This window comes from Staphylococcus hyicus (assembly GCF_000816085.1).
In the GTDB taxonomy this organism is placed as follows: Bacteria; Bacillota; Bacilli; order Staphylococcales; family Staphylococcaceae; genus Staphylococcus; species Staphylococcus hyicus.
The window spans coordinates 1,317,930-1,343,358 of sequence record NZ_CP008747.1 but is presented as its reverse complement, the minus strand read 5'-3'; the positions used below and the strand labels follow the sequence as shown (position 1 = coordinate 1,343,358).

Genomic DNA, 25,429 nt, shown 5'->3' with positions numbered 1-25,429 from the left:
ATGAATGAGGGGTATTACTTTATTTAGTTGCAACAAAAAATAGCCGATCACTTTCAAACGATTGGTTTTGTACATCAAAGTCATAAAATGATTGTATGTTTTTAAATCCAATAGAATTTAACATAGCTTCATATTGTTCTTTTTCCAAAGTACGTTGATATTGTGTTTCGTCTAATCGACAATAGGTTCCATCGTCATTCCGACTAAAAAATGTTAAATCATGCCACACACTTAGTGGATCTTCGCCTGGTGTTGTTTGCCACATTAATGTGAGCGTCTCTCTGTCGTCAATGTATGTTTGGTGATTAAATTGTGTATGCATTTTGTATGCAGTATGAACATCAAACATAAAAAGTCCGGTGTCATTAAGATGATGATAAACGTGATTAAACGTGTGCATCACATCTTCTTCAGTTCCTAAATAATTGAGTGAGTCACAACAAATGGTAACCACATCAAATTTATTTTCTAAATTGAAATCAGACATATCGCCTTCTAACCAAGTTACTTTATCCGATTTCTGTTTGGCTTTTTCAATCATTTCTTTACTCAAGTCCAAGCCAGTTACATTCGGGGCGATTGAGGTAAATAAACACGTCAACGTACCAGTGCCACATCCAATATCTAATAAATGCTTTACATGCATCGATGAAGTAAAATGTTGTAATACTTTAACCCAGGATTGATAAGGTTGGTCGTCTGTCAGTATATCGTAAAACGCACTTAAACGATGATAAGCCATTATACATTAACAACCTCATCATATCGATACATTTCTGCATCATGATACAATTTTTCAAGATTGTAATGTAAACGTTCATCACGATAAAAGACATGAACAACGACATCTCCTAAATCTACCAGTATCCATTTTGCTTCGTGATATCCTTCCATGCGTTTGACAGGAATATTGTGGACGTCAGCAACGTCTTTTACAGCTTTTGCAATCGCTTGCACTTGTCTTTCATTGTTACCATGACAAACAACAAAGTAATCAGTGATATCTGAGATTTCTTGCATATTCAAAGCTATTATATTTTCTGCTTTTTTATCACCAGCTGCTTCTACAGCATAAGTTAAAAGTTCATAAGCGTTCATTTAATCATCCTTTATTTTGAATCGTTAAAATTATAATAATTCAAGCAATCAATTGTTGCTTGATATACATTAACATCTTTTTCAACAAGATATAAAACAGTACGTTTAGAAATTTCATAAATCGTTTTATCTAAACCTTTACCATTAAAGACCATTTCACGAATCTCATCTACACCTTTAGTTGTTCGTCCAGGTTCGATGTAATCCGCGATAAAAACTAATTTTTCATTCTTGGTCATTTGTTGGCGACCGGTCGTATGGTTTGCAATGGCTAGTAATACATCTTCATCATTGAGGTGATATTGATGTTTCATGATTGCTGCACATACAGGACCATGTAAGATTTCAGATCCGTAACTTAATAGCATCGGATCTAATTCATATTGCGTGACCTTTTGATACATTGAACCCAAGTCATCATATTTACAGAAATCATGTAAAATCCCTGCCAATTCAGCTTTTTTTGCATCGCCTTCGTAACATTCAGCTAATTTAACTGCAGTTTCAGCAACACGCATGGAATGTTCATAACGCTTTTTTGGTAACTTTTGTTCAACTAATTCAATTGCGAAAGATTTATCCATATAAATCCTCCTTCATAATATAATCTTCTACATTTAATGGTACCCACATATGAATCGTCAAGCCTTGTTTTCGTCTCTCACGTATTTCAGTGGAACTGATTGCCATTTCTGGAATATTAACATGCATCACACTGTCGTCTTGTGTCGTCTTCTCATTTGTTCGTCGATTAACAACAATAAATGTTACAAATGAACGCAAAGCATTAATTTGATGCCAACGAGAAAGTTGAGCATGTTGATCCGTGCCGATAATAAAATAAAGTTGTGCGTCTGGATGTTCTTTTTGAATGACTTTTAAAGTGTCATAGGTATAACTTTCACCTTTACGTTCAATTTCATCATACCTGATTGTACCGAAACCTAAGTTTTTGATAACACACTTAATCATTTCAATGCGATGTTCAACATCTATGATATCGACATGTTTTTTTAAAGGCGATTTATAACTCGGTAAAAAATAAAATATATCTGGTGCTATCGCTTCATTCACCATGGTTGCAACCATCTCATGCGCACTATGAATTGGATTAAATTGGCCCCCATAAATGACGATTTTTTTCATAGTTAAGGCAACTCGATTGTCTTATGGTTGACAGAAGTTTTGTATAAAACAATCATAGAACCAATTTGTTGTACTAAATGGCTATTTGTGGCGTTACTTAATGTTTGTGCAAGATCACTCTTATCTTCAAAATTATTTTGTAAAATATGAACTTTTATTAATTCACGTTTTTCTAACGCCTCATTAATTTGTTCAATCATATTTGCGTTAATACCAGATTTTCCGATTTGAAAAATGGGGTCTATATGGTGTGCTTCACTTCTTAAAAATCGTTTTTGTTTTCCTGTTAATGTCATAAAAGCCTCCTATTTTGTATCGAGTTTTGTCAATACTGCTGATTTCATAACCTCTATATTTGCTTGTCTGCCAGTCCAAATATTAAAACTTTCTGCGCCTTGATATACAAACATGTCGAGCCCATTATAAATATCATATCCATTTTGGCGTGCTTTTGCCAAAAAAGGTGTCATAAGTGGTGTATAAATGATATCGGCCACAAGTGTTTCATTTTTCAAACGGTTGAAAGTAAGAATACTTTCTTTAGATTGTCCCATGCCAAGTGGAGTCGTGTTAATAATAATATCAAATTGGGGTGATATTAGTTCGACTTCATCTAAGTGAACGGCATTTATTTCAAATGACCATGAGTTAAATCGACTCATTGTACGATTAGCAACATAAATTGGGTGTTTTGTCTTTTGTTTTAATTGATATGCTATACCCTTGCTTGCACCACCCGCACCTAAAATTAATATTTTAGCATTTTGCAATGTACCATAATAAGATTCAAGTCCTTTTACAAAACCAATTCCATCTGTATTATAGCCCATCCATTTGCCATCCTTAACGACAACTGTATTGACAGCACCCATCTCCTTCGCTTCATCAGACAACGTATCTAAATAAGGAATAATACGCTCTTTATGCGGAATCGTTACATTAAATCCATCGAGTTGACGTGAACGAATAATATCTTTAATATGATGGAAATGCGCTTCTGGTATATCAATTGCTTCATATTCTGCATCAAAGCTAAGTGCTTTAAAATTTGCATGATGCATTAATGGTGATAAAGAGTGTTGAATGGGATGCCCTATAACTGCAAATTTCATATTTTACACTTCCTACATAATTGATGGACGCAATGTAACGTCAACAGATTTGGGTACAGTTACATTAAAAGTAGCACCTTGATCAATCGTAATAAATCCTAATCCTGAAATCATCACATCTTGTTTTTCTGTTTTCGTTGATAATGCAACCGTTTTTAATTCATTCAAATCAAATTTTGTAATATCAGATGGTGGTGTAAGAAGAACGCCTAATTTTTCACGCCATAATCGATCTGCATTTAAAGTTTTTGTACGGTGAATGTTTAGCTCATTTGAAAAATAACATATCAACGGCCGTTTGCCACCTTTCACATAATCAATTCGTGCCAATCCACCAAAAAACAATGTTTGACCTTCATTAAGTTGATACACACGTTGTTTTATTTCTTTTTTAGGCATAATGATATTTAATTCTTTAGGTGTTGCTAAATGCGTCATTTGATGTGCTTGGATAATTCCAGGAGTATCGTACATGTCACTATGTTCGTCTATGGGAATATCAATCATATCGAGTGTTGTACCTGGAATACGAGATGTTGTGACCACATCTTTTTCGCCAACGCTATGCTCAATTAACTTATTAATTAAAGTAGACTTTCCAACGTTTGTTGTACCAACAATGTATACATCTTGTCCTTGACGGTGTTTTTCAATTGATTCCATCAAGTCCTCTATACCATAATTTTTAATTGCTGATATTAATACCACCTCATCAGCAAATAATCCGTAATTTTTGGCAGATTGTCTTAACCACTCTGTCACACGGCGCTTATTAATTTGTTTTGGCAATAAGTCTATTTTATTAGCGACTAAAATAATTTTTTTATTACCTACAATACGTTTAATTGCGTGTATAAAAGACCCTTCTAAGTCAAAAACATCGACCAAGTTCACAACAATACCTTTTTTGTCAGATAATTTATTTAATAAGGTTAAAAAATCATCACTATCCATACCAACATCTTGTACTTCATTATAATGCTTTAATCTAAAGCATCGTCGGCATATCACATCTTCTTTAAAAAGGCTTGACTCAGGTACATAACCTGGCTTGGTTTTATCTTCTGATTGTAACGTGGCCCCACAGCCAATACATTTTAAATCATCAGTCAAATGTTATTCCTCCCAGTTAATATAACCTTTTCTTTTAAAATAATTTAACAAACGACGTTCTATCATTCTGTTAAGTTTTGTTGCAAAACCATCAGAATTTTTGACAGGAACGACCATTATGGTATATAAACCATTATGATTTCCACCAAATACATCTGTAAGCATTTGATCACCAATAATAACAACTTCTTCTTTTTTAAGGCCCATTTGGTTTGTGGCTTTTACAAGTGATTTACCTAATGGTTTACGTGCTTTAAAAATGTAGTCCACATCTAAATTTTTGGCGAAAGATTTCACACGTGCTTCATTATTATTTGAAACGATTGTAACTTGAATGTTGTGATCGCTAAGATTTTTGAACCAAGTTTCTACCCCAGGTGTAGGATCCGCTTCATCCCAACCTACAAGTGTATTATCTAAATCAGTAATCACGCCTTTAATGTTTCTTTCTTTTAATTTATCGAAATCAATTTCATAAATTGATTTAACATATTGATTTGGTAAAAATAAGCGTCTCATTATACCCATAGTGATCCTCCCAAATTAAATTCATTCGTACAATTATAGCACAATTTTGCATTAAATGAATATGCATTATTTATTGAGTTTATGAATTAAAGCTGTAACCATTTGACTTGAGGATTTTGAAGCAACTTTTAAAAACGACTCAAAAGTCATTCCTGCGTTTCCATCAGCCAAATCAGATATTGCACGAGTAACGATAAATGGTACTTTGAATTGATAACATGTTTGCGCAATTGCTGCCGCTTCCATTTCAGCAGCTAACGCATTTGGAAAATGTTCTAAGATGGTTGCACGTTGTTTGTTGGTTCCTATAAAGCTATCACCTGAGACAATCATACCTTCACGTACAGGTTGGTTTAGTGTATTAAGAACCTCATTCACGTGTTGAATTAACGTTTTATCTGCTTGATATGTTGCAGGCATTCCTGGTATTTGCCCAATCGCATATCCAAATGCACGTGCGTCTGCATCATGATAACTAACTTCTGTGCTTACCACAACGTCACCTAAAGATAAACCGGGTTGCAGCCCCCCCGCAGAACCGGTATTGATGATCAGTTCGGGATTAAATTGTTGAATGAGTAATGTTGTAGAAATAGCCACATTGACTTTACCAATACCACTCTGAATTAAAACAACGTCTGAATGATGTAACTTTCCTTTATAAAAGATGGTGTGTGCGATTTTTAACGTTTCAACATCATTCATTTGCGATTTTAATATGGCAACCTCTTCTTCCATTGCTCCAATAATTCCTATCATACTTTTCCTCCTAGATGTTCTTTATATTCGATGTCAATTTTATCATAACGATAGTGGTATTGAGAATAAAATAAGTGGCTGTGGATCTATTTACCTAATTAAAAAACTCTTTAAAGTAATTTGTGTTTTTTACTTTAAAGAGTGTCAAAATTCATATTTAAAATTAATACTTTGATTTTATTTCCCAATTAACTCTAATAAGCCTTGGAAAGAATATAATCCAGTAAATATTGTGACGAGAACAGCAATAATACCAAATATAAGCATCCATGTAGGGTGGTGATAGTCACCGATAATACGTTTCTTTTTAGATGCAATTAAAATAGTAGTTAACACAATTGGTAGTATGAGCCCGTTGAAGGCACCAGCAACAATTAATAACGTCACAGGTTTTCCTAAAAATAAGAATATGACGGTTGAAACAACAATAAAAGCAATGACAACGTAATTATCATGTTTATTTATCTTATGATGTAATGTTTTTAAAAATGTTGTGCTTGTATATGCCGAGCCAATAACAGATGACATTGCAGCTGCAAATAATACAACACCGAAAATATTTTTACCAATTGGGCCTAACGCATGTTCGAAAACAGAGGCAGGCGGGTTTTCAGGGTTTAAAATAACACCCGTAACTACCACGCCCAATACAGCTAAGAAAAGTAACCCGCGCATTACCCCAGTAGTTAAAATACCCGCAATTGCAGAACGGTTAACGAAAGGTAAATAGTTTTTACCTTTAATTTCGGCATCTAAAAGGCGATGCGCACCTGCAAAGGTAATATATCCTCCGACAGTACCGCCAACTAACGTAATTATTGGTAACACAAGCGCAACAGGATTTTCAGGAACAATCATTCTTCCAGCCGCTTCTAAATATGGAGGATTCGTTTTAATCATTACAAAAGCAACGATGGCAATCATCACGATACCTAAAATAAGCGTGACAACATCCATAATTTTTTGACCGTTTTTAGATACGAATACTAAAATCGCGATAATTGCAGTGATTGCTGCACCAAATCTAACATCAATGCCAAATATTGCGTTTAATCCAAGCCCTGCACCAGCAATATTTCCTATATTAAATGCGAGACCACCTAATCCTATTAATATTGATATTACTGTGCCTAATCCTTTGACTACTTCATTAGCGACTTCTTGTCCACGTAATCCTGTGACAACTAAAATGCGCCATATATTAATTTGGGCACCAATATCAATGATTATTGAGAGTAAAATGGCAAATGCAAAACTTGCTAGAAATTGTTGTGTAAAAACAGCAGTTTGCGTTAAGAATGCAGGTCCTATCGCAGAAGTTGCCATTAAAAAAACTGACCCTAATAATAAACGTTTATGCGTTTTAGTAAATTCAAATTGATCCGAATGATTGTATTGTTTTGATTCATGTTTCATTAATTATCCCCCTAGTTTAACGATGTTTACACCGACTTTCGACAACGCATCACGGATTTGCTTTACAAATTCCAATGCATGTGCCCCATCACCATGCACACAAATCGTATCTGCTTTAATATGAATGTCTTCTCCATTTGTGGCCGTCACAGTTCCTTGTGTAACCATTTTGACAACTTGTGAAATTGCTTCCTCTGTATCTTCAATAACTGCATGATTATGCTTCCGGCTAACAAGTTGGCCATTTGCTTCATATCGTCGGTCCGCAAATACTTCTGACGCCGTTTGAAGACCTACTTTTTGTGCTTCTTCTATGAGATAAGATTGTGATAAACCAACAAAAATTAAGTTTGGGTCGATATCAAAAACTGCTTGTGCAATAACTCGAGCGATAGCACGGTCTTTTGCCCCCATTTGATACAATGCGCCGTGAGGTTTAACGTGGTTTAATGGTACATCATGAAGGTTACAAAAAGCACGAACTGCACCGATTTGATAGATCAACATACTATAGATATCATCATGCGTCATATCTAAGCTTCTTCTACCAAACCCTTGCAAATCTGGGAAACCAGGATGCGCACCCACACTTACTTCATTCTCTTTAGCAAGATGCACGGTTTTTTGAATCACCATTGGATCACCTGCATGAAACCCACAAGCAACGTTGGCAGAAGTTATCAATGGAATAACTTTATAGTCATTGCCAATCGTGTAGTTACCAAAACTTTCACCTAAGTCACAATTTAAATCAACTTTACGCATATTCTGCCTCCTCAAAAATAGGGTGACGTTCTAAAAACTTAATGTCAACATCTTTCGCATCACCTTTATAATATGGTGGATATGAAAGCACTGCATATAAAAAGTCTGCAGTCGTTGTAAAGCCATCAATGACCATTTCATCTAATGTGACTTTCAACTTTTCTATGGCATGCATCCGATTTTCGCCTTTAACAATAACTTTCGCTACTAAAGAGTCATAATAAGAGGAGACTGTATAGCCGCTATACAGTAATGAATCTACGCGAACGTTAAATCCTTGAGGAAGATGTAGACGTTCAACCGTTCCTGGTGTGGGTCTAAAACCCTTCTCTGGATTTTCAGCATTGATTCGCGCCTCAATGACATGACCTTGAAACAGGATATCATCTTGTGTTAATTTCAATTCATTATCTCTCATAATTAATAATTGTTGACGCACAAGATCAATGTTTGTTCTCATTTCTGTAACGGTATGCTCGACTTGAATCCTTGCATTCATTTCAATAAAATAATATGCATCTTCCGTTACTAAAAATTCAATTGTACCCGCACTGCGATATTTTGAAGCTTGTGCAACTTTTACAGCATCTGCACACATTTGCGCTCTTTTTTCATCTGTTAAAGCACTGCAAGGTGATTCCTCGATTAATTTTTGGTTTTTACGTTGGACTGAACAATCACGTTCACCAAGATGAATGTAATTTGATTTACCATCACCTAAAACTTGTACTTCTACGTGTTTTGCAACAGGAATAAATGCCTCTACATAAACGCGATCATCGTTAAAATATTTATTCCCTTCACTTTTCGCTTCTTTAAATAGGCGTTCAATCTCATCTTCTTGCTTAACAATACGAATACCTTTTCCGCCACCACCACTAGCTGCTTTCAAAACAATAGGATAACCTAGTTTTTCCGCTAACGTTTTTACTTCATCAATAGATTCAACTGAAGTGTGGGACCCTGGAATAACTGGCACACCCGCTTGTTTCACAGTTTGACGTGCTGTGATTTTATCACCCATCAGTTCCATTGTGCGCTTTTTAGGACCGATAAAGTAAAGTCCTTCTTGCTCTACTTTTTCTGCAAAAGCAGGACTTTCAGATAAGAAACCATAACCTGGATGAATTGCGTTTGCTTCAGTCATTTCAGCAGCTGCTAATATGTTTCTCATATTTAAATAACTATCTAATGGGTTAGCTTCTCCGATACAGACAGCATGATCAGCAAGTTTAACGTGTAAGCTGTTTTCATCTCCAACCGCATAAATAGCAACAGACTCCATATTCATTTCTCTTAGTGCGCGAATAATTCGTACAGCAATTTCACCGCGATTGGCTACTAACACTCGATACATGTATATCCCCCCTTTATCTCAATTTCACAATGATTTGATTGTGTTCAATATTCTCCCCATGTTCTACTAAAATCTCTGTAATTTCACCTGATGTGTCTGAAGTCACTTCGTTCATCACCTTCATTGCTTCAACATAACCGATAATATCACCCTGGCTAATTTTATCCCCAACTTTAATCACCGGTTTTGTAAGTTCTTTTTCATCTTGTAAATAAAACGTACCTATCATTTGCGAGCGAATGACTTTTTCATCATCAGTTGATTCAATTGTTGACTTTTCAGCCTTTGAGATTTGACTCGGGATCTGTACTTGGTTATTTGGTTTTATATGGTCCCCTTGTTGTGTTTGAACTGCTAAATCTAATTCTAGCTCTATATCATCATCTTTATATTTAAAATGTTTAGCGCCGTATGCTCTTAGTAAATTTAATGTTTGGTCAATTTGTTTTAAATCCATGGTTTACAATCTCCTTTTAATACACTTTTAATTTTTGATTGTGATGGCCTAATATGATTTAAATATCGTTTTGGTTGATTTTGTATTTGGACAATCGCTTGTTGAAGCTTTCTATTTTTTCGGTCAAGTATTTCATTTGCCTCGTTAAAAGTCACCCATTCAAATTGAATGACTTCTCCGGGCCTCTTTTGGATAACATCGACAATATCACAATCAATGACTGTGGCAATTTTTGTATAGCCACCTACCGTTTGTCTGTCATTTAATAAAATGATAGGATTGCCATCATTAGGTACTTGTATACTCCCTAAAGCAACAGGTTCTGAAATAATGTCAGCCGAATCAGAAGGCTTGATAGACGCGCCTCTTAATCTATATCCCATGCGGTCTGAACTATCAGACACTTTAAATTCTATATTTTCAATTTCTTTAATTGTACGTTTAGAAAATGCATGAAGTTGTGGCCCGTCCATGATGCCGATAGGTACATGACTTCTAGGGCTAAAGCTTTGATAATCTGTTGAGCGACCTATTAATCCGTAGTCTAAGTTATAATTGTGAGTCGGTAAAATATCTTTTGCCTTTAATAGACGTCCTTTATAGCCTCCAATAGATGTTCGTGTATGTGTCGCGGCGCTGCCTTCTATCAATGGGATATTGAGCGTATTTGCAAATCCTATGTATGCACGCATACCATTCTTTGCAGTACCCATTTCTAAAATATCACCTTGATCGGCTTTAATAACCGTTTGATGTGGTATTGGATTCCCGTTTAATTTCATATCGAAAGGCGCACCGGTTACAGCAAATAAATTTTGTTTTAAAAATTGAATCGTTGGGCCTACCAATGTTATTTCTAATGTTGGCTGATTCGTCGTATTAAGTAGTGCATTTGCAATTTCAAAACTGGGACGATCCATAACGCCTGCTGGTGAAAATCCTTCTTCTTGATGGCCAAAACGTCCTAAGTCTTGCACAGTAGTGAATAAACCTGGTTTTATTATCTTAATGCTCATCCTCTATCACCACCCAGTCTTTATAATCAATGAGGCCATTTTGAGTATATTTTTTGATGTGTTTAAATTGTTCTTCATTAATAGCATAAAATTTAATTTTATCACCTGGTTGATATAAAATTTTAGGATCTCGATGTATATCGAAAACTTTGATTGGTGTTTGTCCGATTATTTGCCAACCTCCCGGTGAATCTGCAGGATAAAGTCCTGTTTGATTGTTTGCGATACCTACTGATCCTGCTGGGATGTTGAGTCTTGGTTCAGATTTGCGAGGTGTATGTATACTTTTATCAAGTCCACCTAGAAACGGAAATCCTGGCATAAACCCAATCATATACACAAGATAGTAACCTTCAGTATGCGTTTGCACTACTTGGTCAGCGGTCAATGTGTTGTGATGGGCCACAATTTCTAAGTCTGGACCCCATTTCCCTCCATATAAAACAGGTAAATTTACAATTCTACGTCGCTGTTTCGTTGATATTTGGTTAAATGTAAATGATTTTAATTTAAGATCTTCTAATAGCGACTCATACTTAATAGACACGCCATTGAAGTACACTAATAATGCACGATAAGAAGGTACAATTTCTTTAATGTCTGGATGTTCTAATGATTCAATATAATTTTTTACCGCATGTACCTGATTAAATGTTCTTTCATCAATCTTTGGATTAAAATAAATCATAAACGCCTGTTCACTAATCTGTCGAAAATTCATTTTGAGTTCCCCCTTTCTGAAACCCTTTACAAAGTGCCATTTTATCACGATGGAATTAAGCTTAAAATTCAGATTGGAATAATAACATATGTAGCGTACATATCATCTCCAATCAAAATATCATTTTTTCAACTGTGACTATAATTTATAAGTATAAAAAAGTATTTTCACATCCTAAATTATAACAACAAGATAATAAATCATTGTCATTTACCTTATAACATCGCTTTTATCTCATCAACGATAGGATTTGTCTAAAAACCATCACATAAAATAACATTATCATAACATAATTTATAGGACAAAAAATAGAGGTTAAGTTATTCCCGTTTTTAGGGAAACTTAACCTCTATTTCACAAACACCTATTTAATATTAACAATCTTTACATTTATTTCTCCACCATTAGGAAGTGGTACACGAACTTCATCATTTAGTTTTTTGCCTATTAAAGATTTTGCCATTGGAGATTCATTTGAAATTTTACCGTTAAATGCATCGGCTTCAGCTGAACCTACAATTTGGTAGCTCTCTTCTTCGTCTCCAGGTAATTCAACAAATGTAACAGTTTTACCAATTTGAACAACATGGTTATCACCTGTATCTTCGATAATCAAAGCATGGCGAAGCATTGTTTCTATACGTTGAATATCTTGTTCAATAAACCCTTGTTCATCTTTTGCAGCATCGTACTCTGAGTTCTCAGATAAATCTCCAAAACTACGCGCTACTTTAATTTTTTCAACGACCTCAGGACGTTTAACGGTTTTTAATTCTTCTAATTCTTGTTCTAGTTTTTCAAATCCTTCTTGAGTCATTGGATATTGTTTTTGATTTTCCATTTTTGCATCTTCCTTTTACATTAAAAATTAGTCTTGTTTTTGAACTAAGGCTTGAATTTTTGTCGTCATAATATCAATGGCAACTTTATTGCTTCCACCTTCTGGTATGATAATGTCTGCAAATTTTTTAGTAGGTTCAATAAATTGATTGTGCATTGGACGTACAACATTCAAATATTGCTCAACTACAGATTCCATTGTACGATCTCGTTCTTTCGTATCTCTAATTAAACGACGTAAAATACGCAAATCAGCATCTGTATCAACGTATATTTTGACATCCATCATATCACGAAGCGTTTCATTTTCAAGCGCAAATATACCTTCTACGATAATAACATCTTTAGGTTCAAATGCAATTTTTTTATCACTTCGAGTATGAATCGTGTAATCATAAGTCGGTACTTCTACAGATTTTCCAGCTTTTAAATCTTTTAAATTTTGAATTAATAAATCGTTGTCAAAGGCAAAAGGATGATCATAGTTTGTTTGTAAGCGTTCCTCAAAAGTAAGGTGTGATTGATCTTTATAATAAAAATCTTGTTCTATCAATGCAACACTATGACCATCTAAATTTTTCATAATTTTGTTTGTAACAGATGTTTTACCTGAGCCAGAACCACCAGCTATACCAATAATCGTAGTTGAGGACATGCTATTAAACTTCCTTTCGCATCATGTTGTTTTTATAGATGGGTTGATTCACCTTAATTTGAATGATTTGTAATGGATGACGTGCAGCGTCTAATTCATTTCCCTCTTCATCATAAATAACGTCAATAACTTGCTTAAACGTATCGATTTCAGGTCCGAAGAACTCTACTTCTTGACCAGGTTTAAAATGATTGCGCTGTTGAATTGTTGCGAGTTGTGTCTTTTCATCATAGGCAAGTACAAGTCCTATAAAATCAAATGGGGACTTTTTCGCTGACTCATTCCCGAACATTTGTTCTTCGTAGCCTGGCGTTCCTTTGAAGAATGCTGGGGCGGTGTCACGATTCGCACACTTGTCTAATTCAATTAACCATTCAGGCTTAATTTTAAAGTTTTCAGGATCATTAGCATAGGCATCGATAACTTTTCGGTAAACGGAAACAACGGTTGCTATATAATGAATTGACTTCATACGTCCTTCAATTTTTAAAGAATCGATTCCTAAATCCATCATTTTTGGAATGGATTCTATTAATTTTAAGTCTCGAGGACTCATGGCAAATGGTACAGATTGACTATCATCAAAATATAAGTCTAACTCACCATCTTGATCTACAGTTAATAAATCATAATCCCATCGACAACTTTGGCAGCATCCACCTCGGTTAGAATCACGGGCAGTCATATGATTACTTAACGTACAGCGTCCTGAATATGCAATACACATGGCACCATGAATAAAGGCTTCAATTTCAATATCTACTTTATCCTTGATTTCTTGCATTTCCATTGCACCTGTTTCTCGTGCAAGTACAACACGGTCAAGTCCTTCTTCTTTCCAAAATTCAACTGCTTTATAGTTACTTAATGATTGTTGAGTTGATAAATGAATTTCTAATTGAGGCGCAACACGTTTGCACGTTTCGATAATGAGTGGATCAGCTACAATAATTCCTGTTGCACCTGTAGATTCTAGTTGCTTTAAATACGTATCTAATCCTTCTATGTTTTCGTCATGGGCGATGATATTCGTTGTAATATAGACTTTTGCACCATATTGATTCGCGAAATCAACACCTTCTTTTATTTCTTCTATGGTAAAGTTATCCGCATTGGAGCGTAGACCGTATTCTTGACCTCCAATAAATACAGCGTCAGCTCCATAATGTATTGCTATTTTTAATTTTTCTAAATTGCCAGCAGGTGCCAATAATTCTGGTTTTTTAACTTTGGGTGTGGTATTGGGTCGAACAGCCTCCATCACCTTCATCTTCATCTCTCCTATAATCAATTATTATCTTAATGTATTAATACACAGTTTGTTTGTAGAAGAAACCTTCATCAAACGGACGGTGTTCTGGTTGTATCTCTTCAATTGCATCTACAAGCATAAATTTCTCATCTTCATAATCTTCAGGTGATGATGCATAAAAATCTATTGCTTTGCGGTACTGTTTCGTTACGAGTGTAATATAAGCTTCATCATGTAACAATCCGTCAATTTTGAAGCTATCTATACCTGCCTCGAATAACGGTTCAAGCGCTTCAATTAAGCAAATATCATTCGGTGACATAATGTGCGTTCCATTATAATCTTCAAATACAGGATACTTATTGTCACGTTCTTCATCATATAACAACAACTGCGCATCATTATCACGATGTGCTCTTTCGATTTTCATTTGACGCTCTTGGAAGGTGTAGTAATTACCAAGCAACATACGTTTAGATTGAAACATGCATGTCATACCATGAACTTGGACTTCTATTTCAACGTCACTATTCGATTTAATACTTATTATTTCATCCAAACTTAGTTCTCTTGCTAATACAGCTCGTGTTGCACCTCTTTTTCCCCAATAATTACATTGAAAATGATTCGTAACCAATGTTTCAGCATTCCAATGTAACGGAATAGGATCGTTTTGTTGTTTTACTATCATTACAACTGCTGGATCACCAAATATAATGCGATCGACACGTAATTCATGCAAAAATTGTATATAGTCTTCTAGTGCTGGTATATGATAGTTATGGAATATGCCATTAACGGCAACATACACTTTTTTACCAGCAGCGTGTATTTTATGTGTTGCTGCAGTTAAATCTTCTTTATTAAATTCACCTGCAAGTCTTAAGCCAAACTTTTCTTCACCAATAACAAAGGCGTCTGCGCCATTATCGATTAACGTATCTATATGACTTAATGATTTAGGTGTTACTAATAACTCAGTCATGATTATACTCCTTTATAGAAATTGCCAGGCCATCATCCATATTTACAAAATTAGTTTTATAATCCTTTTGTTGAACGAGCCATTGGTTAAATTTTTGAACCTTTTTCACCATTTGTTTTACATTGCGACTGCGGACTACGTCTATATCTGAAACAAAACCATGGTACAGTACATTATCAGTAATGATGATGCCGGTACTTGATAATAAATCTTGATAAAGTTCAAAGAATTTTTGTGATTGTGCTTTTGCTGCATCGATAAAAATCATATCATATTGTCGATCATTCACTGCAGAATATGCTTCTAATGCATCATCTTCAATCAAACGAATTTGTTTTTCATATTGAAATGTTTCGAAATTTTTTCTTGCTAAAGCAATCATTTCTGGATTTCGTTCGATAGTTGTAACATGAATCGATGAATTTACCGAGGCAAAATGCATACTACTATACCCTATTGCACATCCTATTTCTAAAATGTTTTTTGGCTGTTTAATACGTATCAGCTGTAAAATTAAATCTAATGATAATTGATCGACGATAGGTACTTTATGTTTTACTGCATAATCGCGCAATGTGTTTAATTTCGAATCATGAGATTGTATTTTTAAAAAATAATCCTGATTTTTATCAAGCATTACAAGTTCATCCTTTACATTAAGATGCATACATCAAAAAATAAACCAGCCATAGCGACTGATTTTCATTATTGTAACTATACATGAGGTGCATATGTCAGATTGTTATATAATGTTACTTTTAAACATACACCAGTAAAATACTTCTTAAAATTATATCATAACTCATAACATTTTTTAACACTGAATTCTTGTTTAAATGCCATTTTACAAAAAAGATGAGACTGTAATCTATTAAGATTAACAAGCCCCATCTTTTTATATTTATTCTTCTGCTTCATCCAAGTTTGTGTTGACGACTTCTTCAATCATATCCCATTCTTCATCTGATTCTACTGGTAAGAATTTTCCGCCTTCACCAGTTTCATCAGGTTGATTAATCATCGGAATAAGCTCAATCAAATCTTCATCATCTGCTTGAGCGCCTTCTTCTGCGAGAATCACATAATCTTTTTTAAAGCCAGGATGATAGAATTCTAACATTTTTCTATATAAGACTTCATTACCTTCTTCGTCAAATAGCGTTAATAATTCTTCATCATTTTTAATTTCGATTTCTTCGTTATTATGGTTTATATTTGTCATAATTTGCTCTCTCCTTAGTTTAATGAGTCTAAATACCCTTGTAAAATAAATACAGCGGCCATTTTATCAATTACCTTTTTACGTTTAGCTCTTGAAACATCCGCCTCTAAAAGAGAACGTTCTGCTGCCATTGTACTTAACCTTTCATCCCACATCACAATTTCTAATTGTGGCATTGCTGTTTGAAGTGCTTCTTTGTATTTTAAAGATGCTTCACCGCGAAATCCAATTGAATTATTCATGTTTTTGGGAAGTCCTATAACAACAGTACCTACGTTTTCTTTTTTAATAATTTGAATTAAGGTATCTATTCCGAGCTGATTGTCTTGTTCGTTAATATGGAGTGTGTCTAAACCTTGCGCTGTCCATCCCATCAAATCACTAATGGCAACGCCAACAGTTTTACTGCCTACATCGAGTCCGATAATTTTATGTTTAAGCATCTGAATCCTTTTGATGATGTTTTAAATAAAAAGAAACAAGCTCCTCCATAATATCATCACGATCGATATGTCTAATTTGATTACGTGCTTCATTGTGACGTGGAATGTATGCAGGATCTCCTGAAAGTAAATAACCTACTATTTGGTTTACTGCGTTATACCCACGTTCTTCAAGTGTATGATATACATTATTTAAAACATACTCAACGTTTTCTTTAGGGATGTCTTCATAGCTGAATTTCATCGTTTTATCAAAGTTTTCCATTCCTTAACACTCCTTAAACCATAATGTGATTACACTCTTTATATTACACGAACTCGGTATGAATTATAATGTTTTAATATAGTCTTTAATGAATTGTAATGCTGTTGTTATTTTTTCAGGTTGTGTCCCGCCACCTTGTGCCATATCAGGACGACCGCCACCTTTACCACCCACAATAGGTGCCATTTCTTTAATAATATTACCCGCTTTAATTTTGTCAGTTAAATCTTTAGGTACTGTTGCAATTAACGAGACCTTACCATCAACATGACTCGCTAAAATAATGATTGTATCTTGTAAGCGTGACTTAAAGTCATCCATAGTTGTACGCATTACTTTAACATTATCGACTTCTACTTCAGTAATTAATACAGGTAAACCATTAATTACTTCTACTTTATCTTCTATGCTGCCCATTTTCAAGTTATTAAGCTCTTTAGACTTTTGTTCTAATGAACGATGAAGGGATTTTTCATCTTCTTGTAGTTGAATAATTTTATCTAAAACTTGTTCATCTGTTTTCGCCTTCATTTGTTGTTTAATTTGATTAAATTGTTCTAGATAACGTTCTAAATATAAATAAGCCTGTTGTCCAGTAACGGCTTCAATTCTTCTTACACCAGCGCCAGTACCAGACTCACTTGTTATTTTGAATAATCCAATTTCTGACGTGTTTTGAACATGTGTGCCACCACATAATTCCTTAGAGAATGGACCCATGTCAACGACGCGTACGACATCGCCATATTTTTCACCGAAAAGTGCCATTGCACCACCTGCTTTTGCATCTTCGATGGCCATTTCTTTCGTGACCACATCCATACTTTTCCAAATTTCTTCATTTACACGTTGTTCTACAAGTTGAATTTCTTCACTTGTCATTGGTGAGATGTGAGAAAAGTCAAAACGTAATCGATCGCTATCTACTAAAGATCCCGCTTGGTTAACATGGGAACCTAAAACCTGTTTTAATGCAGCATGCAAAAGATGTGTCGCACTATGATTTTTCATAATCGCTTTACGTTCTGTTTCGTTTACGCGTGCTTCTACAATGGCCTCTTCATATACCTGACCAAATTTAATATGTCCTGTGTGTAAATGTTGACCGTTTGGTGCTTTAATAACTTCTGTCACTTCAATCTCAAACGCGTCATTTTGAATAACGCCTTTATCTGCAATCTGTCCGCCGCTCACTGCATAAAACGGCGTTTGATCCATTACGAAATGAATCGTTTGGCCCTCATTTACTTTTTCTTGACGCTCACCATCGACGATAATGTCAGTAATTACACTTTCTGTTTGTAGCGTTTGATACCCTACAAAACGACTTACTGTACGAATTGATTTTAAAACTTCACTTTGAACTTGCATCGATTGGTTATTTTGTCTTGCTTTACGCGCGCGTTCGCGTTGCGCATCCATGTGGGTATTAAAACTGTCCATGTCTATTTTTAAATCCGCATCTTGTGCGATTTCTTCTGTAAGTTCAATTGGGAATCCATACGTATCATATAATTTAAATGCATCTGCGCCGCTGATGACTTGGCGAGAAGATTTTGCATCTGTTATGAGGTCATTCAATATCGAGAGACCTTCCTCTAAAGTTTCATGGAAGCGCTCTTCTTCGGACTTTATCACACGCGCAATAAAATCAGCTTTCTCTTTTACATTTGGATAATACGGTTCCATAATTGTTGCCACTACATCAACTAATTGATATAAAAATGGTTTGTTAATATCTAATGATTGGCTAAAACGAACAGCACGACGTAATAATCGACGCAACACATACCCACGTCCTTCATTAGCTGGAAGCGCACCGTCTGAAATTGCGAAGGCGATTGTGCGAATATGATCTGCTATGACTTTAAATGCGATATCGTGTGTTTCATTTTCCAAATATGTTTTTCCAGAAATTTTTTCAACTTCATTCATAATAGGCATGAATAAGTCCGTCTCATAATTCGTGCGAACATTTTGAGAAATTGAGGCCATACGTTCAAGCCCCATGCCGGTATCAATATTTTTACTTGGCAGTGGTGTATAAGTATGGTCTTTGTTATGGTTAAACTCACTAAATACAAGGTTCCATACTTCTAAATAACGTTCGTTTTCGCCACCAGGATACATCTCTTCAGCTGGATCATCGTGTCCATAATCCTCACCACGATCATAGAAAATTTCTGTGTTAGGCCCCGATGGCCCCTCGCCAATATCCCAAAAATTCCCTTCAATACGTATAATTCGAGATTCGCTTAATCCGATTTCATCATGCCATAAATGGTAAGCTTCAGTGTCCTCCGGGTGAATCGTTACATATAAACGTTCAGGATCCATAGCCATCCAACGGTCGCTTGTTAAAAATTCCCAAGCAAAAGCCACCGCTTCACGTTTAAAATAATCCCCTATTGAGAAATTACCTAACATTTCGAAAAAGGTATGATGTCGTGCTGTAAACCCAACATTTTCAATATCGTTCGTACGAATAGATTTTTGTGCATTTACAATCCTTGGTTTTTTAGGTATTTCACGCCCATCAAAATATTTCTTTAATGTAGCCACTCCTGAATTAATCCATAATAATGAATCATCATCAATTGGCACAAGTGGTGCTGATGGTTCAACCATATGTTCTTTTTCAACAAAAAAATCAATATACATTTGTCGTATTTCACTAGCTTTTAACGTTTTCATCACACATCATCTCCTAAAAAAAATAAGACATTCGCCTCAAAAGGGACGAATGTCTCGCGGTACCACCCTAGTTATGATATTAAAATCATCACTTTAATTTTATTAAATTAGTATATATATAGTAGCGTTCAATGCGATTAATCGTACATCTCAGCACCTGTACGTCTCTGTGAATTAAGGGCGCATCTACTCGGCTATATATTTTTGAATAACTCTATTATATTAAGCGTTTTAAACATTGTCAATTTCCATAAAGTCATAGGGGGTTACATTTTTCATATTAATCATTGGATCTATTTTAAACATCGTCTCTTCACTAAGTTGCACAGGTTGATTTGTTTCTGAATCCGTGTTGAAGTATTGCTCGAGAAACATTTGTTGACGTGTTAATCTTACTTGCCCTTCCGTTTTTATTCCTATATTAAATGCATCTGCGTCACCTAAAAACACAAGTGATTGTTTTGCTCGTGTTAGTCCTGTATAAAGGATTGGTTTTTGGAGCATTCTAAAATATTGTTTAACGATTGGCATAATAACAATTGGGAACTCAGATCCTTGCGCTTTATGGATAGAGGTACAATATGCATGTGTCAATTCCGTTAAATCTGATTTTAAATATGTGATCTCATTGCCTTCATAATCCACAATTACAACGTCTTTATTAAGGGCATTCTCTTTAGCCCAAAAAATGCCAACGATAACGCCGATATCACCATTAAAAATATTATCATTCGGTCGATTAACGAGTTGAAGTACTTTATCCCCTTTCCGATATACGACATCTCCAAATTGAATTTCACGTGTATCGTCATCTTCAATAGGATTAAGAATATCTTGAAGCACTTTATTTAGTTTATGAATGCCCGCATTGCCACGATACATGGGCGCAAGTACTTGTATATCAGACATGTCATATCCTTTTTTAACGGCATTCGTTACCACTTTACGTACGACTTCAGGAATTTGATCAATATGACATGGAATGAAAGAGCGATCATGGAAACGTTCTGTAATATCTACGTTTAACCCCGCTTTCATTTTGTGTGCCAATTCAATGATACTGGACCCATCTTGTTGACGGTAAACCTCTATTAAATTAATTCGTGGCAACGCTTTAGAGGTAATTAAATCCCTAAATACTTGACCTGGGCCTACAGATGGTAACTGGTCTTCATCGCCAACCAATACGACTTGCGCATCTTCTGGAACAGCCGCCATAAATTGATGGAACAGCCAAGTATCGACCATTGACATTTCATCAATGATAATCAATTTGGCATGAATGGCATGATCGAGTATATCTTCAGGCTTTGTGTCTTGATTCCAACCTATTAAACGATGTATCGTCATAGCTTCTAATCCCGTCGCATCATGAAGTCGTTTAGAAGCTCGCCCAGTTGGAGCTGCAAGTACGACAGGATAATCCTCATCACCATAGTCATCATAGTTTAGAGAAATGCCATGTAATGTTGCATAAAGATGTACAATCCCTTTTATAACTGTAGTTTTACCTGTTCCTGGACCACCAGTTAATATCATCAATTTATTTTTCATGGCAGCTTCCAGCGCTTCTTTTTGGGCCTCAGCATAAGAAACACCATGCGTCTCTTCAATTTCACCAATATGCATCTGTATATCTGATTGATCAAAAGTATCAATGCGTACATTATTACTCATGAGTTTATACACATTTTGACTACTTTTTAATTCAGAATAAAATAAGCTCGGAATTGCGATATGTCCGTCATCATCTACTAATCGTTTTTCTTCTATAAGTTGCATAAATACATCTTCTAGCATTGCCGAATCAATTGTTGTTTCATTTTGCTTTGTTAAAAGTACGGATGACTCTTTCATTAGTGTGTCTTTAGGCAAATAAGTATGCCCTTGTTTAATACATATTTCTTCAATTATGTATTGTATCCCAGCTTTTAATCGGTTGGGATGCGTATATGAAATGCCAATTAAACGTGCGAGTTGATCCGCTTTTTGAAATCCAACACCGCGGATATCATATACCAGTTGGTAAGGGTTTTCGTCAATAATTTTTAATGTGTCAACTTTATAAAATTTATAAATATCCATGGCGAGTTTTGCACCGAAACCAAGTTCATTTAAACGAATCATAATCTGTTCGCTTTCTTGATTTTGATACACTTGATCAGCGATTTGCTGTTGTTTGGCTTTGGATAATTTAGGAACTTGTTCAAGAACTGTAGCATCTTTTAAAATAGATTGAATGGTATGATCACCTAATGTATCTACGATAGATTCAGCAGTTTTTTTTCCAACACCCTTAAATAAATCACTTGATAAATATTGTATGATAGCCTCTCTTGTTTGAGGTATTTCTTTTTGAAACGTTTCAGCCTTTAATTGCTTGCCATAACGGGGATGTTCTGCGACTTGTCCCTTAAACGTATACGTCTCACCTTCAACGATATTTGGAAAATACCCAACAACTGTAGCCATATTGTCGAAGTCTTCATTAGAATCTTCAACGTCTACTTTCAGGACAGTGTAATAATTATCACTATTTTGAAAGAGAATGACATCGATGTTGCCTTTAATATATGTCTGTTCAAATAGTGTTGGGTTTTCCACGTCCTATTCCTCCTCTTGAGATTTAATCATGTTAAATGTTTTTAAAGCATGATGACTTAACATGTGATTTGGATCCATTTTAATAGCCTTTGTAAAACCTTCTATAGCCTTATCGATAGCTTCATCTACCATATACTTAGCTAATGTAAGATTATATTGCGCATCCGCATGCGTCTTGTCTTTATCAAGTATTGTCGTTAAAATCGTAATCGCTTGATCAAACATTTCTAATTCACATAGTAATAATCCATATTGAAATTGGACTTCTAAATCTTGAAACGTTTGATCTAATTCAGCAGCACGCATTAAAAATGGTAATGCCTGCTTTTTTGCATCTAAATGATAAAATGACATGCCAATCATATAGTTCGTATCTTTATTATCTAACCCTTTTTGAATCGCCTTTTGGTACAATTTTATTGCTTCTTGAAAGCGTGATTCATTAAAATATACATTTGCAAAATTATAATAAATCGCAGCATTGTTTGAATTAATTGTCAAAGCACGTTGAAAAAACTTCTCCGCTTTTTCAATTTCCCCAGCTTCAGATAACAAGATTCCTGAATTAATATAGTTTTCTACTTGTTCAGGATGTGCCTCAATATTATTAAAACAAGCTTCAAGCGCCTTTTCATATAAACCTTGTTGAATCAATTGATGTATTTCAGTTTGTTCCATAATAGACTCCTTTATAAAAGTACCATTTAATCAAAATCATTTAGACGATGTAACTCAGTTTACCGCTCTCTTTATAGACATCATCAATCGTTGCACCACCAAGACAAATATCTCTATCATAAAAAACAACAGCTTGTCCCGGTGTTATCGCTCTAACTGGAGCATCAAATGTTACGCGTATGGCATTTTTATTTTCACGTGTAACTATGACCCCTGTATCTTTTTGTCTATATCTAAATTTTGCAGTACATTGTAATGGTGTTGAAAGATCAATATCATTTACGAAAGACACATCTGATGCGATTAAGTAATCACTATACAATGCATCGTGATGAAAGCCTTGTTCAACATATAATACATTTTCCTCTAAATTTTTGCCGACAACAAACCACGGGTCGCCATCTCCACCAATACCTAAACCGTGGCGTTGACCAATTGTATAATACATAAGGCCTGAATGTTTGCCTTTTAACTCACCTGATAATGTGCGCATTTCACCAGACTTTGCCGGTAAATATTGGGATAAGAATGTTTTAAAATTACGTTCACCGATAAAACAGATTCCAGTTGAATCTTTCTTTTTAGCCGTTGCTAAGTTTTGTGCCGCTGCTATTTCACGTACTTTAGATTTTTCTATATCTCCAATTGGAAATAAAACTTTTTCTAATTGGCCATGCGTTAATTGATTCAAGAAGTATGTTTGATCTTTGTTGTTATCCACCCCGCGTAGCATTTCAACACGACCATCGTCATTGCGTCTGACGCGTGCGTAATGTCCAGTGGCAACATAATCTGCCCCCAGTTTTAAAGCGTGTTCTAAAAATGCTTTGAATTTGATTTCTTTATTGCACATGACATCAGGATTTGGTGTGCGTCCTTTTTTATATTCATCTAGAAAATAAGTAAATACTTTATCCCAATATTCTTTTTCAAAATTTACAGCATAGTAAGGTATACCAATTTGGTTGCATACTTCGATAACGTCATTGTAATCTTCAGTGGCTGTACAAACACCATTTTCATCAGTGTCATCCCAGTTTTTCATAAAAATGCCAATCACGTCATACCCCTGTTCTTTAAGTAAATATGCTGTAACGGAACTGTCTACACCTCCTGACATGCCCACAACAACACGTGTGTTTTGATTCGTCAATGTGATTCCTCCTTAAACTTTAAATAAATTTTTTGAATCTCTGCTACAATCGTTTTAATATCGCGTTCACTCACATTTTCATTTATACTGATCCGAATAGAATGTGTCACACGATGTTGGTCACCATACATTGCAGATAGCACATGCGATGGAATCGTAGAGCCTGCTGTACACGCCGATCCAGAGGAAACATAAATTTGTGCCATATCTAGCAACGTCAGTAGCGTTTCAACATCTATAAACGGGAAATATATATTGATAATATGGTTCGAGCTATCTATCATGGAGCCATTATATTCAAATGGAATAGCGCGTTCTTGTAAACTTACAAGTAATAATTCTTTTAACCGTGTAATGTAGATTTGATTTTCGTCACGGTGGTCCTCAGCTAATTTCAGTGCAGTTGCTAAACCAACAATTTGAGGCACATTTTCTGTTCCAGCACGTCGTTTTGTTTCTTGTTCTCCACCTTGTTGATGATATAAAATTTTAGTTCCGCTTTTAATATACAATACGCCCACACCTTTAGGGCCCCCAAATTTATGCGCAGTTAAGCTTAATGCATCTACTTTTAAATCTTTCACATCAACTGGTAAATGACCAATGGCCTGTACGGCGTCCATATGAAAATAGGCTGTATGGTGAGTTAGAATATCCTGAATATCATAAATGTGCTGAACGGTCCCCACTTCATTGTTAACAAACATGATAGAGACAAGTGTAGTGTCAGACCTTAACGCATGTTTTAATTGTTCTAAATCAATTAATCCATTTTCATCAACATTTAAATATGTCACTTCGAAGCCTTGTGACTCTAAAAATTCAAATACGTGAAGAACTGAGTGGTGTTCTATTTTCGTCGTAATTAAATGCTTTCCTTTAGCTTGGTTTGCCAAAGCAATACCTTTTATAGCTGTGTTGTTTGATTCTGTTGCACCGCTCGTAAAAATAATTTCATTCGTATTTGCATTTAATAGTTGTGCCACATTGCGTCTTGATTCATCTAAGAAACGTCTCGCGTCACGACCTTGTGCGTGGATAGATGATGGGTTTCCATAATGTGTTTCGTATATTTTTGTCATGGCTTCAATGACTTCAGGTTTCACTGGCGTTGTCGCAGCATAATCAGCATATACACCCATATTTAGCC

At 35.2% G+C, this 25,429-nt stretch carries 27 protein-coding genes, 1 pseudogene and 1 other annotated feature; all 28 genes and pseudogenes read right to left on the bottom strand.

The window, feature by feature from the left end; genetic code table 11:
• Positions 1-19 precede the first annotated feature (19 nt).
• Positions 20-742, bottom strand: coding sequence for a class I SAM-dependent DNA methyltransferase (locus tag SHYC_RS06390; RefSeq protein ID WP_039645482.1), 723 nt, complete (start codon positions 740-742; stop codon positions 20-22).
• Entirely contained in the window at positions 742-1,098 is a 357-nt protein-coding gene (rsfS, locus tag SHYC_RS06385) for a ribosome silencing factor (protein WP_039645480.1), read from the bottom strand. Before rsfS ends, SHYC_RS06390 begins: the two co-directional genes overlap by 1 nt.
• Positions 1,099-1,682, bottom strand: a pseudogene (yqeK, locus tag SHYC_RS06380) (bis(5'-nucleosyl)-tetraphosphatase (symmetrical) YqeK).
• Complete coding sequence (gene nadD / locus SHYC_RS06375) at positions 1,675-2,244, bottom strand: nicotinate (nicotinamide) nucleotide adenylyltransferase (RefSeq protein ID WP_039645476.1); 570 nt, start codon at positions 2,242-2,244, stop codon at positions 1,675-1,677. Before nadD ends, yqeK begins: the two are co-directional and overlap by 8 nt.
• 2 nt (positions 2,245-2,246) lie before the next feature.
• The gene (gene yhbY, locus SHYC_RS06370; RefSeq protein ID WP_039645474.1) at positions 2,247-2,540 is read right to left on the bottom strand and encodes a ribosome assembly RNA-binding protein YhbY; all 294 of its coding nucleotides are present in this window, start codon (positions 2,538-2,540) and stop codon (positions 2,247-2,249) included.
• Positions 2,541-2,549: 9 nt separating this feature from the next.
• Positions 2,550-3,356 (bottom strand): shikimate dehydrogenase, encoded by an 807-nt coding sequence (aroE, locus tag SHYC_RS06365; RefSeq protein WP_039645472.1) that lies wholly within the window; start codon positions 3,354-3,356, stop codon positions 2,550-2,552.
• Between the two features lie 12 nt (positions 3,357-3,368).
• Positions 3,369-4,469: a ribosome biogenesis GTPase YqeH gene (gene yqeH, locus SHYC_RS06360; protein ID WP_039645470.1), complete on the bottom strand. Its 1,101-nt coding sequence runs from the start codon at positions 4,467-4,469 to the stop codon at positions 3,369-3,371.
• A gap of 3 nt (positions 4,470-4,472) precedes the next feature.
• The gene (locus SHYC_RS06355) at positions 4,473-4,997 is read right to left on the bottom strand and encodes a YqeG family HAD IIIA-type phosphatase (protein WP_039645468.1); all 525 of its coding nucleotides are present in this window, start codon (positions 4,995-4,997) and stop codon (positions 4,473-4,475) included.
• Positions 4,998-5,063: 66 nt separating this feature from the next.
• The gene (locus SHYC_RS06350; protein WP_039645465.1) at positions 5,064-5,756 is read right to left on the bottom strand and encodes a 5'-methylthioadenosine/adenosylhomocysteine nucleosidase; all 693 of its coding nucleotides are present in this window, start codon (positions 5,754-5,756) and stop codon (positions 5,064-5,066) included.
• Between the two features lie 177 nt (positions 5,757-5,933).
• Positions 5,934-7,172, bottom strand: coding sequence for an NRAMP family divalent metal transporter (locus SHYC_RS06345; protein WP_039645463.1), 1,239 nt, complete (start codon positions 7,170-7,172; stop codon positions 5,934-5,936).
• 3 nt (positions 7,173-7,175) lie between these two features.
• The gene (pxpA, locus tag SHYC_RS06340; RefSeq protein ID WP_039645461.1) at positions 7,176-7,937 is read right to left on the bottom strand and encodes a 5-oxoprolinase subunit PxpA; all 762 of its coding nucleotides are present in this window, start codon (positions 7,935-7,937) and stop codon (positions 7,176-7,178) included.
• Positions 7,930-9,294 (bottom strand): acetyl-CoA carboxylase biotin carboxylase subunit, encoded by a 1,365-nt coding sequence (locus tag SHYC_RS06335; RefSeq protein WP_039645459.1) that lies wholly within the window; start codon positions 9,292-9,294, stop codon positions 7,930-7,932. Before SHYC_RS06335 ends, pxpA begins: the two co-directional genes overlap by 8 nt.
• 13 nt (positions 9,295-9,307) lie before the next feature.
• Positions 9,308-9,751: an acetyl-CoA carboxylase biotin carboxyl carrier protein gene (locus SHYC_RS06330; protein ID WP_039645457.1), complete on the bottom strand. Its 444-nt coding sequence runs from the start codon at positions 9,749-9,751 to the stop codon at positions 9,308-9,310.
• A complete protein-coding gene (locus SHYC_RS06325; protein WP_039645455.1) occupies positions 9,742-10,767 on the bottom strand; it encodes a 5-oxoprolinase subunit C family protein in 1,026 nt (341 codons plus the stop codon). The genes SHYC_RS06330 and SHYC_RS06325 overlap by 10 nt, the downstream gene beginning before the upstream one ends.
• A complete protein-coding gene (gene pxpB, locus SHYC_RS06320) occupies positions 10,757-11,488 on the bottom strand; it encodes a 5-oxoprolinase subunit PxpB (RefSeq protein WP_039645453.1) in 732 nt (243 codons plus the stop codon). The genes SHYC_RS06325 and pxpB overlap by 11 nt, the downstream gene beginning before the upstream one ends.
• Positions 11,489-11,852: 364 nt before the next feature.
• Positions 11,853-12,329, bottom strand: a complete 477-nt coding sequence (gene greA / locus SHYC_RS06315; RefSeq protein ID WP_039645451.1) for a transcription elongation factor GreA — start codon at positions 12,327-12,329, stop codon at positions 11,853-11,855.
• A 27-nt stretch (positions 12,330-12,356) separates the two neighbouring features.
• Complete coding sequence (gene udk / locus SHYC_RS06310) at positions 12,357-12,983, bottom strand: uridine kinase (protein WP_037565447.1); 627 nt, start codon at positions 12,981-12,983, stop codon at positions 12,357-12,359.
• 4 nt (positions 12,984-12,987) lie between these two features.
• Positions 12,988-14,253 (bottom strand): peptidase U32 family protein, encoded by a 1,266-nt coding sequence (locus tag SHYC_RS06305; RefSeq protein WP_039645447.1) that lies wholly within the window; start codon positions 14,251-14,253, stop codon positions 12,988-12,990.
• Between the two features lie 37 nt (positions 14,254-14,290).
• Positions 14,291-15,220, bottom strand: a complete 930-nt coding sequence (locus SHYC_RS06300; RefSeq protein ID WP_039645445.1) for a peptidase U32 family protein — start codon at positions 15,218-15,220, stop codon at positions 14,291-14,293.
• On the bottom strand, positions 15,213-15,857 hold the full coding sequence (locus tag SHYC_RS06295; protein ID WP_039645444.1) for an O-methyltransferase: 645 nt from the start codon (positions 15,855-15,857) through the stop codon (positions 15,213-15,215). Before SHYC_RS06295 ends, SHYC_RS06300 begins: the two co-directional genes overlap by 8 nt.
• Before the next feature lie 264 nt (positions 15,858-16,121).
• Positions 16,122-16,442: a DUF1292 domain-containing protein gene (locus SHYC_RS06290; RefSeq protein WP_039645442.1), complete on the bottom strand. Its 321-nt coding sequence runs from the start codon at positions 16,440-16,442 to the stop codon at positions 16,122-16,124.
• A 14-nt stretch (positions 16,443-16,456) separates the two neighbouring features.
• The gene (gene ruvX, locus SHYC_RS06285; RefSeq protein WP_039645440.1) at positions 16,457-16,885 is read right to left on the bottom strand and encodes a Holliday junction resolvase RuvX; all 429 of its coding nucleotides are present in this window, start codon (positions 16,883-16,885) and stop codon (positions 16,457-16,459) included.
• Positions 16,878-17,150 carry an IreB family regulatory phosphoprotein gene (locus SHYC_RS06280; protein ID WP_039645438.1) on the bottom strand — a complete coding sequence of 91 codons (273 nt, stop codon included), beginning with the start codon at positions 17,148-17,150 and terminating at the stop codon, positions 16,878-16,880. The genes ruvX and SHYC_RS06280 overlap by 8 nt, the downstream gene beginning before the upstream one ends.
• A gap of 63 nt (positions 17,151-17,213) precedes the next feature.
• Complete coding sequence (gene alaS / locus SHYC_RS06275) at positions 17,214-19,844, bottom strand: alanine--tRNA ligase (protein WP_039645436.1); 2,631 nt, start codon at positions 19,842-19,844, stop codon at positions 17,214-17,216.
• A gap of 38 nt (positions 19,845-19,882) precedes the next feature.
• Positions 19,883-20,050 (bottom strand) — a binding site (T-box leader).
• A 25-nt stretch (positions 20,051-20,075) separates the two neighbouring features.
• Positions 20,076-22,448, bottom strand: a complete 2,373-nt coding sequence (gene recD2, locus SHYC_RS06270; protein WP_039645434.1) for an SF1B family DNA helicase RecD2 — start codon at positions 22,446-22,448, stop codon at positions 20,076-20,078.
• 3 nt (positions 22,449-22,451) lie between these two features.
• The gene (locus tag SHYC_RS06265; RefSeq protein ID WP_039645432.1) at positions 22,452-23,126 is read right to left on the bottom strand and encodes a tetratricopeptide repeat protein; all 675 of its coding nucleotides are present in this window, start codon (positions 23,124-23,126) and stop codon (positions 22,452-22,454) included.
• Positions 23,127-23,166: 40 nt separating this feature from the next.
• On the bottom strand, positions 23,167-24,279 hold the full coding sequence (mnmA, locus tag SHYC_RS06260) for a tRNA 2-thiouridine(34) synthase MnmA (protein ID WP_039645430.1): 1,113 nt from the start codon (positions 24,277-24,279) through the stop codon (positions 23,167-23,169).
• On the bottom strand, positions 24,276-25,421 hold the full coding sequence (locus SHYC_RS06255) for a cysteine desulfurase family protein (protein ID WP_039645428.1): 1,146 nt from the start codon (positions 25,419-25,421) through the stop codon (positions 24,276-24,278). The genes mnmA and SHYC_RS06255 overlap by 4 nt, the downstream gene beginning before the upstream one ends.
• Between the last annotated feature and the right edge of the window lie 8 nt (positions 25,422-25,429).